Raw genomic sequence first — 13,885 nt, forward strand, 5'->3', positions numbered from 1 at the left:
GAGAGCACCCATGACGACCACCTCCACCGAGTCCGCGCCGACGGCGGCCGGTGCGCCCGCGACCGGTGCCGCCCCGAGCCTGATCGCCACCCTCGCAGGCCGCTACTACACCGACCCCGGAATCTTCCTCCGGGAGCAGCTAAGGATCTTCGAGCGCCTGTGGTTCTGCGCGGTACGCGGCGCCGACCTGGGCAGGCCCGGCGCCTTCCGCACGGTGCGGGTCGGCCGGGAGAGCGTACTGATCACCCGCAACCGCGCCGGTGAGCTGCGCGCCTTCCTCAACGTCTGCCGGCACCGCGGCGCGCAGCTGTGCACCGAGGAGTCCGGCGAGGTCCGCCGCAACCTCCAGTGCCCGTACCACGCCTGGACCTACGACCTCGACGGGCGCCTGGTGGCCGCCCCCAACCTGCAGCGGATGCCGGACATCGACCGCACCGAGCGCGGCCTGGTCGCCGTCCCGCTGCGCGAGTGGCTCGGCTACGCCTGGGTGTGCCTGGCCGACGACCCGCCGTCCTTCGAGGACACCGTGATCGGCGCGGCCGTGGAGCGGCTGGGGGACCCGGCCGCCATCGACCGCTACCGCACCGAAGGACTCGCCCTCGGCAAGCGCATCACCTACGACGTGCGCGCCAACTGGAAGCTCATCATCGAGAACTTCATGGAGTGCTACCACTGCGCCACCATCCACCCCGAACTCACCGATGTGCTACCGGAGTTCGCCGACGGCTTCGCCGCCCAGTACTACGTCGGCCATGGCGCGGAGTTCGCCGCGGAGGCCGCGGGGTTCACCGTCGACGGCAGCGCGGGCTTCGGCCGGCTGCCCGGCATCGAGGACGTCCAGGACCGCCGCTACTACGCGATCACCGTCCGCCCGCAGGTGTTCGTCAACCTCGTCCCCGACCATGTCATCGTCCACCGGATGTTCCCGGCCGCCCCCGACCGCACCCACGTCGAGTGCGACTGGCTCTACCTGCCCGAGGTCGTCGACTCCGGTGCCGATGTCTCCCGGTCCGTCGAGCTCTTCCACCGGGTCAACACCCAGGACTTCGACGCCTGCGAGCGCACCCAGCCGGCCATGCACTCCCGCGCCTACCGCGACGGCGGGGTGCTGGTGCCCAGCGAGCACCACATCGCCGCCTTCCACCGCTGGGTCGCCGACCGTCTGGAGGCGTCCAGCGACGGCTAGGCGTCCAGCGACGGCTAGGCGTCCAACGACGGCTAGGCGGGCACGGCGCCTTGCCGGGGCGGCGTGCGTCCGCGCGGTCGGTCCCACCCCGGCGGCCACGCCGGACACGGCGAGGAGCAGGATGGGGGCATGGCACATTCCGCAGCGGCAGGGGCCGTTGCCATCGGAAGCGGTTCCGGCCGGGAGGGGCGAGGGTGAGCAGGGGTACGAGGGGGGCGGCCCTGGCCGCCGTGTCGCTGGTGTTCGCCGTGACCGTGGTGGTCGGGCGGTCGGACACGGGCAGCGCCTCCGGCGTGCGAGACGAGGGGCCGGCCTACCCGGGGCCGCATCCCACCATGGTCGGATGGCTGCACGAGGAAGCGGGGAAGGACGACTGGATGGTGCTGGTCCCTGCCGCTGAGCGGTGAGGACCTGCGCCCGCCGCGCCGGGCCGGGGCCGCTGAGCAGATGCGCCCCTACTCCGTGCCGGATGCCCGCCGCCAGGCCGTATCGCGCAGCAGGCGCAGGCCGTTGAGACCGACCAGGACCGTGGAGCCCTCGTGGCCGAGGACTCCCAGAGGGAGCGGGAGGTCTCCGGCCAGGTCCCACACGACCAGGACGGAGAGGCAGAGCGCGGCGAGGAACAGGTTCTGGGCGACCAGCCGGCGGGCGGCCCGGGAGAGCTTCATCACCGCGGGGACGGCGGCCAGTTCGTCCCGGACGACGACCGCGTCGGCGGCTTCCAGGGCGAGGTCGGAGCCGGCCCGGCCCATGGCGATACCGGTGTGGGCGGCGGCCAGCGCGGGGGCGTCGTTCACCCCGTCACCCACCACCAGCACCCGTCGCCCGGCGGTCTCCTGTTCGCGTACGGCGCCGACCTTGTCCTGGGGCAGCAGTCCGGCGCGTACGTCGGTGATACCGACCTCGGCGGCGAGGCGGGCGGCGGCGCGCGGGTTGTCGCCGGTCAGCAGCAGCGGCTGACGGCCGGTCAGCGCCCGCAGGGAGGCGAGGGCGGCGGCCGCGCCGGGGCGCAGCCGGTCGGTGAGGCCCAGCACCCCGGCCGGCAGGCCGTCGCGCAGGACGAGGACGGCCGTGTGTCCGTCCTGCTCCAGTTCCGCGACGACCGCTGCGGCTGCCGCGGCGGCCGGGTGGCCGGCGGGCAGCAGCCGGGCCGGGGCGCCGACCGCGATGCGCGCGCCGCTGACGGTGGCGCACACGCCGGTGCCCGGTGCGGCGGTGAACTCCTCGGCGGCGGGCAGGGGCAGGCCCCGTCCGCGGGCGGCGGCCACGATCGCGCGGGCCAGGGGGTGTTCGCTGGGGTGCTCGGCCGCGGCCGCCCAGGTCAGCAGGTCCGCCTCGGTCGGGCCCTGATCCGGCAGCGGACGGATCGCGGTGACCTGGGGGACGCCCTCGGTCAGCGTGCCGGTCTTGTCGAGCGCGACGAGGTCCGCCTGGCCGAGGCGTTCCATGACGACGGCGGACTTGACCAGTACGCCGTGCCGCCCGGCGTTGGCGATGGCCGACAGCAGCGGCGGCATGGTCGCCAGCACCACGGCGCACGGCGACGCGACGATCATGAAGGTCATCGCCCGCAGCAACGAGCGGGTGAGGTCCGCGCCGAACAGGAGCGGGACCGCGAAGACGGCGAGGGTGACGGCCACCATGCCGACCGAGTAGCGCCGTTCGACCTTCTCGATGAACAGCTGCGTCGGCGCCTTGGTCCCGGAGGCCTCGGCGACCATGGCCACGATCCGGGCGATGACCGAATCGCCCGCGTCGCGCTCGACCTCGACGCGGAGTGCACCGGTGCCGTTGAGGGTGCCGGCGAACACCTCGTCGCCGGGCTCCTTGGCCACCGGAAGCGGTTCGCCGGTGATGGTGGCCTGGTCGACCTCGCTGGTCCCGTCCAGCACACGGCCGTCCGCACCGACCCGCTCGCCCGGCCGGACCAGGATGATGTCGCCCACGACGAGGTCCGCGGCGGCCACGCTCTCCTCGCCCTCGCCCTCGCCCTCGCCCTCGCCGTCGCCCGTGAGCCGGGTCGCGGTGCTCGGCGCGAGGTCGAGCAGACCGCGGACCGAGTCCTCGGTACGGGCGGTGGCCAGCGCCTCCAGCGCCCCGGAGCCGGCGAAGATGACGATCAGCAGGGCGCCGTCCATCAGCTGGCCGATGGCCGCGGCGCCGACCGCGGCGACGATCATCAGCAGATCGACATCGAGGGTCCGGTCCTTGAGCGCCCGCAGCCCGGACCAGGCCGGCTCCCAGCCGCCCGTCGCATACGCCAGTGCGTACAGCGGTGCCCATGTCCACGCGGGTGCGCCGGTGAGCTGCAGCGGCAGTGCGAGCAGGAACGCGACCGTGGCCGCGGCCGCCCAGCGGGCCTCGGCCAGCGCGAGGACACGGGTGCGGCGGGGGGCTTGGCGGCGGGGGGCGGGCGCCTGCGGCGGACGCCGCAGCACGGCGGAGGGCGCGGCAGAAGGCATGGCGGAACGACCCTTCACGGGCGGGGAAACGGCAACCCCACCACCGTACAGGAACAAATGAAGAGATCTTCATCTTTCGTCGTTAGGATGGCTCCCATGGGCCACGGAATGGACAACCGCAGCACCACCCGCGAGCGCCTGGACGCGGTGGGCGCCGCCGATGTCGCCGCGACCCTCCAGGCCCTGTCCACGCCCTCCCGGCTGCGCATCCTCGCCCGTCTCCAGGAGAGCCCCTGTGCGGTCGGCGACCTCGCCGCCGCCGTCGGCATGGAGCAGTCCGCCTGCTCCCACCAGCTCCGGCTGCTGCGCAACCTCGGCCTGGTCACCGGCGAGCGCAACGGCCGCTCGATCGTCTACGCGCTCTACGACCACCATGTCGCCGAACTCCTCGACCAGGCGCTCTACCACGTCGAGCATCTGCGCCTGGGGCTGCGTGACGCCCCATCAGAATCGACGGACGCGATGCGTCGCTGACGGCCGGCCGCCGTGTAGCCTTCGCATACGGCGCGCATGGCGCATTCAGCTCATATGCCGTGCTGGTCGGTGCAAGGGGATCTTCACGAGTTGGGGGAGCGGGCGATGCAGTCGGGGCGCGAGAAGGCCTACGCGTATCTCAAGGACAGCGTGCTGACCGACCCGGAGATGCAGGACCGGTTCCTGTCCGAGCAGGAGATCGCCGACCGGATCGGCGTCTCGCGCACCCCGATCCGCGAGGCCCTGCTGCTGCTCGCCGCCGAGGACCTGGTGCGGCTGGTGCCCAAGCGCGGGGCGCATATCGCCCCGCTGTCCGGCCGGGAGATCGGCGAACTGATGGAGATGCGCGGCCTGATCGAGCGCTTCGCCGCCGAGCGTACGACGGCCGAGGGCACCGCGCCCGTCGACGAGATGGCCGGCATCCTCGACCAGCAGGACGCGCTGCGCGGCGAGGCCGGAGTCCAGGAGTTCCTCGCCGCCGACCTCCGCTTCCACACCGCCCTGGTCGCCGCCGTCGGCAATGCGCTGATGAGCCGTCAGTACGCCGCCCTGCGCAGCCGTCAGACCAGGGCCGGCGTGATCCCGCTCTACCACTCGGACCAGCGTCGGCACGAGGTGCTCGCCGAGCACCGGAAGATCCTCGCCGGCCTGGCCGCCGGGGACGCCGCGGCCGCCTGCGCGGCCATCGACAGCCACCTCCAGGCGACCCGGCGCATCCTCCTGGCCGCTTGAGAGGACCTTCCGGGTAAGGCCCTCGAAGCGGCGGTTCCTACAGCCGGCGGTTGTCCAGCACCGCCACCGCCCGCCGTACCCGCGCGGTCTCCGCGATGTCCGCGTGGGCGACCAGCAGCTCCGGTGCGCTGCCCAGTTGGGCGCGTACGGTGCCGTCGGGGCCGACCAGGGCGCTGCGCCCGACGCCCGTCGGGGCCTTGGTCGGGGCTTCCGGATCGGCGGCCGGATCCGGGGCGGCCTGGCCGACGGCCGCCAGCCACACCGTCGCGTCCAGAGCGCGGGCCCGCACCAGCAGGTCCCACTGCGCGCGCTTGCCCGGTCCCGCGCCCCAGGCGGCGGGCAGTACGGACACCACCGCCCCGGCGTCCGCGTGCGCCCGGAAGAGCTCGGGGAACCGCAGGTCGTAACAGGTCGCCAGGCCCACCCGGACCCCGTCGACGTCGATGGTGACCACGCGCGTGCCCGCGGCGACCGTGTCGGACTCCCGGAACCCGAAGGCGTCATAGAGGTGGATCTTGTCGTAGGACTCCTCGACATCGGGCCCGGTGGCCAGGAGGGTGTTGGTGACCCGCCCGTCGGGCGCCGGGGTGAACATGCCCACCACCACCGTCACCCCCGTCTCACGGGCGACCGAGCGCACCCCCTGTGCCCAGGGCCCGTCGAGCGGCTCGGCCACCGGCCCCAGCGGCACACCGAACCGCACCATGGACGCCTCGGGGAGCACCGCCAGCCGCGCCCCCTCGCGCGCCGCGCGGCGCACCTGGTCCTGCACCCTCGCCAGGTTCTCCTTCGGATCGGTCGAGGCCGTCATCTGGCACAGCGCGATACGCATGCGAACCCTCTTCCCTCTTCCCTCGTGCTTCCCTTGTGCCCATCCTGCCTGAGCGGCGTACGGGAACGGCCCGGCCCGCGGGGTGCGGGCCGGGCCGTTGCGGATCCGGGGCCGGCCGGTTCCCGGCTGATGCGGGCGCCTCGGCTCAGACCGAGGTCAAGCCGCCGCCCGTGCCGGCGACTTCCTCGGGACGCAGCAGGGCCGTCAGCCGCTCGGCGGGGAGCAGTCCCTGCTCCAGGACGAGTTCGGCGACCCCGCGCCCGGTCGCGAGGGCCTCCTTGGCGATCGCGGTCGCGGCGGTGTAGCCGATGTGCGGGTTGAGGGCGGTGACCAGCCCGATGGAGTTCTCCACGCTCGCGCGCAGCGCCTCGGTGTTGGCGGTGATGCCCGACACGCAGCGCTCGGCGAGGGTGCGGCAGGCGGCGCCGAGGTGGGTGATGCTCTCCGACAGGGAGTGCAGGATGACCGGCTCGAACGCGTTGAGCTGGAGCTGTCCCGCCTCGGCGGCCATGGTGATGGTGACGTCGTTGCCGATGACCTCGAAGGCGACCTGGTTGACGACCTCCGGGATGACCGGGTTCACCTTGCCCGGCATGATGCTCGAACCGGCCTGCACCGGCGGCAGGTTGATCTCGGCGAGACCGGCGCGCGGGCCGGAGGAGAGCAGCCGCAGATCGTTGCAGCTCTTGGAGAGCTTGACGGCGATGCGCTTGAGGACCCCGGAGAGATGGACGAACGCCCCGCAGTCCTGCGTGGCCTCGACGAGGTTGGCGGCGGTGACCAGGGGCAGACCGGTGAGGGCGGCGAGATGCCCGCGGGCCGCCTCGGCGTAGCCCTTGGGGGCGTTGAGCCCGGTGCCGATGGCGGTGGCGCCGAGGTTGATCTCGTGGATGAGCAGTACGGCCTCGGCCAGCCGGCTCTGGTCCTCCTCCAGCATCACCGCGTACGCGGAGAACTCCTGGCCCAGCGTCATCGGCACCGCGTCCTGGAGCTGGGTGCGGCCCATCTTGAGGACGTCGCGGAACTCCTCGGCCTTGGCGGCGAAGGCCTCGCGCAGCACGGTCATCGCGTCGAGCAGCTCCCGTACGGCGCTGATCGTGGCGACCTTGACCGCGGTCGGGTAGGCGTCGTTGGTCGACTGGCTGAGGTTGACGTGCTCGTTGGGGTGCAGATGCCGATAGTCGCCCTTGTCGTGGCCCAGGAGCTCCAGTGCCCGGTTGGCGATCACCTCGTTGGCGTTCATGTTCGTCGAGGTGCCGGCACCGCCCTGGATGACGTCGACGATGAACTGGTCGTGCAGCCGGCCGTCGGTCCTGATCTCCCGGCAGGCGGCGGCGATGGCGTCGGCCCGCTCCGCGTCGAGCAGACCGAGGTCCTGGTTGGCGCGGGCGGCGGCCTCCTTGACGGCCGCGAGCGCGCCGATCAGATGCGGGTAGGCGGCGATCGGCGTACCCGTGATGGGGAAGTTCTCCACGGCGCGCAGGGTGTGCACGCCCCAGTACGCGTCGGCGGGTATCTCGCGGTCGCCGAGCAGATCATGTTCGCGGCGGTGGGCGGCGGCAGTCATGGTGCGGGTGGGTCCTTCGTGAGCTGGGAGGAGAGGGGAGGGAGGAGGGAGAGGGGGAGGAGGGGAGTGCGGGGAGGGGGAGCTGACGGGGTGTCAGAGGCCGGTGGCGGGCGGGGCGAGTGTGCCCGCCGCGCGGAGCGATCCGACCGGGGCGCCGCCGCCGATGACCGGCGCGGTGGCGAAGGCGGCGAGGACTTCGGGGTCGAGCCCGCAGCGTGCCAGGGCCGCCGCCGTCACCGGCATCCGGGCGCGGTCGGCGCCGTCGGCGATCTTCACGCCGACGGCCCGTCCGTCCGGCAGCGCCGCGATCTGCACGCCCTCGAAGCCGTCCTTGGCGAGCAGCCCCGGTACGGCCCGCACCAGCCGGGCGACGTCCCGCCCGCGGCCCGAGACCATCTCCGGATGCTCGCGCATGGCGCGCGCGACCCGGCCCTCGTCGGTGTCGGGGGCGGCGGTCGCGAGGCGGGCCGCGGCCCGGGTCAGGCCGTGCAGCGAGACGGCGAACAGCGGTGCGCCGCAGCCGTCGACGGTGACGTGGGCGATGCGCTGACCGGTGAGGTCCTCGACGGCCGCGGCGATCTCGGCCTGCAGCGGGTGCCCCGGGTCGAGGTAGTCGTCCAGGCGCCAGCCCCGGGCCCGGGCCGTCAGCACCATGGCGGCGTGCTTGCCCGAGCAGTTCTGGGCGAGCCGGGTGGGGCCGAGACCCCGCCCGATCCACTCGTCCCGTACGGCGCTCCCGTACGGCAGGTCGGGGACGTTGCGCAGGTCGTCCTCGGCCAGGCCGGCGGAGGCGAGGATGCGCCGGGCGGTGGCCTGGTGCCGCTCCTCGCCGGAGTGGCTGGCCGCGACCAGGGCGAGCGCCTCGTCGTCCAGCGGCGGCAGGCCCGCGCGCAGCAGACCGACCGCCTGGACCGGCTTGAGCGCCGAGCGCGGATAGAAGGCGGCCTCGATGTCGCCCGCCTGGAACTCCACGCTCCCGTCGGCCGCCAGGACGACCACCGATCCGTGGTGGACGCCCTCGACGATGCCTCCGCGCACCACATGGGCGACGGGAACGTGGGCCGGTTCGCGCACCTCGGGGGGTGGCTGGGGAGCGCGGCGCGGCAGGGTGGTGCTCTGACTCATGATCAGTTCTCGGTGCTTTCGGTGCTTTTCGATGTTCTGGTTCGGTGGTGCTCTAGGGAGTGTCGGGGTGGGTGGTTGCGGTGCTCTCCCGCGTCGCCGCGTCCCGTAGGGCGCCGACCCGGCCCCGTACCAGGAACCAGCCGCCGACCAGCGCCGCCACGATCACGGGCAGGGAGAGGACGGTGGTCCGGCCGGCGCCGCCGTCGGCCCACATCAGGACCAGGACCAGGGCGAGGAAGGCCAGGGTGACGATCTCCGTCCACGGCGAGCCGGGGAGCCGGTAGGAGGGCCGGACGGCCTGCCCGGCCTGCGCCTTCCGCCAGAAGAGCAGATGGCAGAGCATGATCATGGCCCAGGTGCTGAGGATGCCGATCGCCGCGAAGTTCAGCACGATCTCGAACGCCTCGCTCGGCACGACGTAGTTGAGGCCCACACCCAGCACACAGACGCCCGAGGTGAGCATGATGCCGCCGTAGGGGACCTGGCTGCGGCTCATCACGCCGGTGAACCGCGGCGCGGAACCGGACATCGCCATGGAGCGCAGAATCCGCCCGGTGGAGTAGAGGCCGGAGTTGAGGCTGGACATCGCGGCGGTCAGCACGACGAGGTTCATCACACCGCCCGCCGCGGGCACTCCCACATTCGACAGCACGGTCACGAACGGGGACTCGTCGGCCGTGTACGAGCTCCAGGGCAGCAGCATCGTCAGCAGCACCACCGAGCCGACGTAGAAGAGACCCACCCGCCACATGATGGAATTGATCGCCTTGGGCATGATCTTCTCCGGCTCCGCGGTCTCACCCGCCGTGACGCCGACCAGCTCGACCGAGGCATAGGCGAAGACGACGCCCTGGACGACCAGCAGCATCGCGAGCGTCCCGGTGGGGAAGATGCCGCCGTGGTCGGTGATCAGGGAGGGGCCGGGGGAGTGTCCTGCGACCGGGTGCTGGGTGACCAGGAGGAAGATGCCGATCAGCATGAAGACGACCAGTGCGCCGACCTTGACGATCGCGAACCAGAACTCCAGCTCACCGAAGATCTTGACGGAGATCAGATTCACGGCCAGCACGACCGCGAGCGCGACCAGGGCGATCACCCACTGCGGTACGTCGGAGAACATCCCCCAGTAGTGCGTGTACGTCGCCACCGCCGTGATGTCGGCGATCCCGGTCGTGGCCCAGTTCAGGAAGTACATCCACCCGGCGACGAACGCACCCTTCTCGCCGAGGAACTCCCGGGCGTAGGAGACGAACGCACCGGAGGACGGCCGGTGCAGCACCAGTTCGCCCAGCGCGCGGACCACGAGGAAGGCGAAGACACCGCAGACCGCGTACGCCAGGGCCAGCGAGGGCCCGGCGCCGGCCAGCCGGCCGCCCGCACCGAGGAACAGCCCGGTGCCGATCGCCCCGCCGATGGCGATCATGTTGACGTGCCGGGACTTCAGCGCCTTGCTGTACCCGGCGTCGCCCGCGTCGACATGGCCGTGCGGCTCCGGCCGCTGCTCCTGTTCCTGCCGCCGTTCCGCCTGCCGGAGGGATTGCTCACTCACGTCTGGTCCTCGTCTTCCGTTGAGGGGGTCGTACGGTGGGGCGGCCGCACGATGGTGGTCAGCGTCGACTCGACGCGTGCGAGGTGGTGCTTCATGGCTTCCACCGCGTCGTGCTCGGACCGGTCGACAAGCGCCTCGACGATCGCCCGGTGCTCCCGGTTCGCCTGCTCCCGCCGTCCGCCGAGCTCGTTGAGGAACGCCGACTGCCGGGCCAGCGCGTCGCGGATCTCCTCGATCACCCGCCGGAAGACCGGGTTCCGGGCCGCCTGGGCGATCGAGAGGTGGAAGAGGGTGTCCATGGCGACCCATGCGGTGGTGTCGGTCTCCCGCTCCATCCGCTCCAGCAGGTGACTCAGCTGGTCGAGGTCCTCCGGCGTACGGCGCACCGCCGCGTACCCGGCCACCGGGACCTCCACATGCCGGCGCACCTCAAGGAGGTCGCTGGCCGCGTAGTCGCCGAAGGTGGGGTCGGCGACCGCGCCGTCGGAGACGACGAAGGTGCCCTTGCCGGTACGCGAGACGGTTAGCCCCATCGTCTGGAGCGCCCGCAGTGCCTCGCGCAGCACCGGCCGGCTCACCTCCAGGCGACGGCAGAGCTCCGCCTCCGAGGGGAGCTTGTCCCCGACCGCGTAGTCGCCCCGTTCGATGGCGTCGCGAAGATGGTTCAGAACCGCTTCCATCGCGCTGATCCGCCGGGGCACATCGCCAGCTGTCTGGCTGTCTGACAGGTTCACCCCGGGATCGTCAAGGCCGGTGGGGTGCGCTGTCAAGAGGTGTGACGGTCCTCGCGGAAGTCCAGCATGTAGAAGACCTTGTCGTAGCGGCGGCCGCCCATGGCGATGAAGCGGGGGAGACGCCCGTATTCGCGAAAGCCGAGCGAGCGGTACAGGGCCAGCGCCCTGGCGTTGTCGGCGCGGGCCTCCAGGGTGAGGACCTCGATCTTCGCTTCCCGGGCGTCGGCGACCAATGCGCAGGTCAGCGCCCTGCCGACGCCCCGGCCATGGGCCTTTGCGGCCACCGCGACCTTGTCCAGGTCGGCGTGCTGCCGATTGGTCGGCAGGGCATGGCGAAGCCAGTAGCCCAGCCCGACCAGCCGCCGGTCGAGGTAGGCGGCGCGCAGCGCCCCGTCCCCGGCCCGCGCGGCCCGCAGGACGCGGTCCATGAGCTCCGCCACCTCGTCCGCGCCCGGCGGCTCCACCCAGCCGAGCGGCGCACCCGCGTGCACCAGGTCCGCCAGGATCCGGTGCGCGGCCCCGGGGAAGTCCGCCGCCAGCTCCGGGTCGGCGGACAGCTGAGCGGCGTCCAGGAGCGAGGGCCGGGGGCCGGCGGCGCTGGGTGGCGAAGGAGTCATGATCGGCAGACTAGGGGCCGGGCCGCGGTTCCGGCCATGGGTTTCGGCGGGTCGACGGTGCCCGGGGCGTCACTGGGCGTCCGCCCATCGGTAGCGGTGTTCGGGGCGTCCGGTGTCGCCGTATTTGAGGGTCAGGTGGATGTGGCCGCTGTGTTCCAGGTGCTTGAGGTAGCGCTGGGCGGTGGAGCGGCTGACGCCGGAGCGTTCGGCGACCTCATGGGCGGACAGCGGGTGCCCGGCCTCGCCCAGGACGCGCCGGATGAGGTCGACGGTGGCCGCCGAGTGGCCCTTGGGGAGCTCGGTGTGCGGGGACCCGGTGGTCCGGAAGGCGCCGAAGATCCGGTCGACCTGCTCCTGGCCGGCCTCGCCGCGGCCGCTCACCCCCTCGACCGTACGGCGCAGCGCGGCATAGCCGTCGAGCTTGGCGCGCAGCCCGGAGAAGCCGAAGGGCTTGACGAGGTACTGCAGCGCGCCGGAGCGCATCGCGTCCTGGATCGTGGTCACGTCCCGGGCCGCCGTCACCATGATCACGTCGGTGCGATGGCCCAGCTGCCGCAGCCGCCGCACCAGGGCCAGGCCCGTCTCGTCCGGCAGGTAGTGGTCGAGAAGCACCAGGTCGACATGGGTGCGCTCCACGGTGGCCAGCGCCTGGGCGGCGGTGTGGGCGCGGCCGGTGACGCGGAAGCCGGACACCTGGGAGACGTACCCGGCGTTGATGTCGGCGACATGGAAGTCGTCGTCGACGACCAGGACGTCGATCACCGTGCCGCTCCGATCGCCGTGCCGCTGCGCTCCTGGTGGTGCACGCCGGCCGCGAGCGCCTCGGGCAGGACGACGGTGAACACCGCGCCACCGCCCGCGCGGGCGGTCACCCGGGCCGTCCCGCCGTAGCGCTCGGCGAGCCGGCGCACCAGCGCCAGGCCGATACCCCGGCCCCGGCGGAAGGCCGCCGCCGTGGGGGCGCCGCCGTCCCCGGCCGGCGCGGCGGCCTTGGTGGACCAGCCCTCGGCGAAGATCCGCTCGCGCAGGGCGGGCGGCACCCCCGGCCCGGTGTCCGAGACCCGCAGGACGGCCGTGGTGCCCTCGGCGCGCAGCTCCACCTCGACGAACGGCTGGTCGCGGCGGTGCCCGGCGGTGGCGTCGAGCGCGTTGTCGAGGAGGTTGCCGAGGACGGTGACCAGGTCGCGCGGGTCGACGACGGCATCGGGCAGCAGCGTCGAGGACGACACCCGCAGCGACACCCCGCGCTCGGCGGCGATCGCCGCCTTGCCGACGAGCAGCGCCGACAGCAGCGGGTCGTGCACCCGCTCGGCGATCTGTTCCGCCGAGGCCCGGTGGGCGCCGGCCGCTTCGGTGACGAACTCCACCGCCTTCTCGTGCCGGCCCAGCTCCAGCAGCCCGCGCACGGTGTGCAGCTGGTTGGCGTGCTCGTGATCCTGGGCCCGCAGCGCGTCCAACAGCCCCTGGGTGCTGTCCAGTTCGCGGCCCAGCAGCTCCAGTTCGGTACGGTCCCGCAGCGTCACCACGGCCCCGCCGTCCCGGGTCGGCACCCGGTTCGCGATCAGTACCCGGTCCCCGCACACGGCCAGCAGATCCGCCCCCGCCACCCGGCCGGCCAGCACATCGGCCGTCCGGCCGGGCGGCAGCACCTCGTCCCCCGCCCGTCCCGCGGCCCCCGCGTCCAGTCCGAGCAGCCGCCCGGCCTCGTCGTTGACCAGCCGGATCCTGCCCCGCCGGTCGAAGGCCACCACGCCCTCACGGATGCTGTGCAGCATCGCCTCGCGCTCGTCGAGCAGCGCGGAGATATCGGCGAACGCCACACCGTGCGTACGGTGGCGGAGCCGGCGGGAGAGGACGACCGCGGCCAGCACACCGACGGCCAGCGCGGCACCGGCGTACCCCAGCACGGCGGGGAGGGTGCCCAGCAGCCGCCCCCGCACGCTGTCGTAGGCGATGCCGACCGAGACCGCGCCGACGATCCGGCCGCGGGCATCGCGCAGCGGCACCTTCGCACGGGCCGAACGCCCCAGTGTCCCGGTGTCTATCTGCCGTACTTCCTGTCCGGCGAGGGGGCGGCTCGGGTCGGTGGAGACATGCCGGCCGATCTCGGCGGGGCGGGTGTGCGACCAGCGCACGCCATGGGTGTCCATCACCACGACGTACAGCGCCCCGGTCGCCCGGCGGATCCGCTCCGCGTCCGCCTGCACCGGCCCGTGGACGGCCGGGCCGGTGGTGGCCAGTTCGCGGACGAGGTCCGGATCGGCGGCGGTGGTCTGGGCGATGGACAGCGCCCGGCGCATCGCCTGGTCGTCCAGCTCGGAGCTGAGCGGGGCGAGGAACAGGCCGGTGGCGAGCGTCAGCACACCGGTGGTGAGGGCGAGCTGCGCCGTCAGCACCTGCGCGAAGACGCGCCGCGGCCAGTGGATCCGCAGGGGTCTGCCTCGTCCCGGGCTCTTCGTACCCGTGCGGAACCGACGTCTCTTCCTTACGCCGCGAGGTCCGCGACGTAAGCCGTTCGTGACCAACTGCCCACCCCCTGTACCGAAGTTGATGTTCTCGCGTGAGCAAAACGAGCACAACAGGGTTTGCGCTCAGAAAGGCGGCTTG

At 72.9% G+C, this 13,885-nt stretch carries 13 protein-coding genes; 4 read left to right on the forward strand and 9 right to left on the reverse strand.

From position 1 onward, the window contains the following. Positions 1-10 precede the first annotated feature (10 nt). Both ACWD6P_RS16950 and ACWD6P_RS16955 read left to right on the forward strand, forming a co-directional pair. Complete coding sequence (locus tag ACWD6P_RS16950; protein ID WP_451444874.1) at positions 11-1,186, forward strand: aromatic ring-hydroxylating oxygenase subunit alpha; 1,176 nt, start codon at positions 11-13, stop codon at positions 1,184-1,186. Positions 1,187-1,380: 194 nt separating this feature from the next. Further along, positions 1,381-1,593, forward strand: coding sequence for a hypothetical protein (locus ACWD6P_RS16955; RefSeq protein ID WP_451444875.1), 213 nt, complete (start codon positions 1,381-1,383; stop codon positions 1,591-1,593). 48 nt (positions 1,594-1,641) lie between these two features. On the opposite strand, the gene ACWD6P_RS16960 is transcribed toward ACWD6P_RS16955, so the two are convergent. Then, positions 1,642-3,648, reverse strand: a complete 2,007-nt coding sequence (locus ACWD6P_RS16960) for a heavy metal translocating P-type ATPase (protein ID WP_451444876.1) — start codon at positions 3,646-3,648, stop codon at positions 1,642-1,644. A gap of 96 nt (positions 3,649-3,744) precedes the next feature. Between ACWD6P_RS16960 and ACWD6P_RS16965 the strand changes: the two genes are divergently transcribed. Together ACWD6P_RS16965 and ACWD6P_RS16970 are read left to right on the forward strand one after the other, a co-directional pair. Next, a complete protein-coding gene (locus tag ACWD6P_RS16965; RefSeq protein ID WP_451444877.1) occupies positions 3,745-4,122 on the forward strand; it encodes an ArsR/SmtB family transcription factor in 378 nt (125 codons plus the stop codon). 105 nt (positions 4,123-4,227) lie between these two features. Then, entirely contained in the window at positions 4,228-4,854 is a 627-nt protein-coding gene (locus tag ACWD6P_RS16970; protein ID WP_451444878.1) for a GntR family transcriptional regulator, read from the forward strand. A 37-nt stretch (positions 4,855-4,891) separates the two neighbouring features. Here ACWD6P_RS16970 and ACWD6P_RS16975 read toward each other — a convergent pair whose 3' ends face one another. The 8 genes from ACWD6P_RS16975 to ACWD6P_RS17010 all read right to left on the reverse strand — a co-directional run bounded on the left by ACWD6P_RS16975 (position 4,892) and on the right by ACWD6P_RS17010 (position 13,710). Beyond that, positions 4,892-5,686: a carbon-nitrogen hydrolase family protein gene (locus ACWD6P_RS16975; RefSeq protein ID WP_451444879.1), complete on the reverse strand. Its 795-nt coding sequence runs from the start codon at positions 5,684-5,686 to the stop codon at positions 4,892-4,894. A 145-nt stretch (positions 5,687-5,831) separates the two neighbouring features. After that, positions 5,832-7,253, reverse strand: a complete 1,422-nt coding sequence (aspA, locus tag ACWD6P_RS16980) for an aspartate ammonia-lyase (RefSeq protein ID WP_451444880.1) — start codon at positions 7,251-7,253, stop codon at positions 5,832-5,834. 93 nt (positions 7,254-7,346) lie between these two features. Further along, positions 7,347-8,378, reverse strand: coding sequence for an asparaginase (locus ACWD6P_RS16985; RefSeq protein WP_451444881.1), 1,032 nt, complete (start codon positions 8,376-8,378; stop codon positions 7,347-7,349). A 52-nt stretch (positions 8,379-8,430) separates the two neighbouring features. After that, positions 8,431-9,927 carry an amino acid permease gene (locus ACWD6P_RS16990; RefSeq protein WP_451444882.1) on the reverse strand — a complete coding sequence of 499 codons (1,497 nt, stop codon included), beginning with the start codon at positions 9,925-9,927 and terminating at the stop codon, positions 8,431-8,433. Further along, positions 9,924-10,607 carry a FadR/GntR family transcriptional regulator gene (locus tag ACWD6P_RS16995; protein ID WP_451444883.1) on the reverse strand — a complete coding sequence of 228 codons (684 nt, stop codon included), beginning with the start codon at positions 10,605-10,607 and terminating at the stop codon, positions 9,924-9,926. The genes ACWD6P_RS16990 and ACWD6P_RS16995 overlap by 4 nt, the downstream gene beginning before the upstream one ends. 86 nt (positions 10,608-10,693) lie before the next feature. Continuing rightward, entirely contained in the window at positions 10,694-11,278 is a 585-nt protein-coding gene (locus ACWD6P_RS17000; RefSeq protein ID WP_451444884.1) for an N-acetyltransferase family protein, read from the reverse strand. A 69-nt stretch (positions 11,279-11,347) separates the two neighbouring features. Further along, positions 11,348-12,040 carry a response regulator gene (locus ACWD6P_RS17005; protein WP_451444885.1) on the reverse strand — a complete coding sequence of 231 codons (693 nt, stop codon included), beginning with the start codon at positions 12,038-12,040 and terminating at the stop codon, positions 11,348-11,350. Next, a complete protein-coding gene (locus ACWD6P_RS17010) occupies positions 12,037-13,710 on the reverse strand; it encodes a sensor histidine kinase (protein WP_451444945.1) in 1,674 nt (557 codons plus the stop codon). The genes ACWD6P_RS17005 and ACWD6P_RS17010 overlap by 4 nt, the downstream gene beginning before the upstream one ends. Between the last annotated feature and the right edge of the window lie 175 nt (positions 13,711-13,885).

It is taken from the genome of Streptomyces sp. NPDC002446 (genome assembly GCF_053595675.1).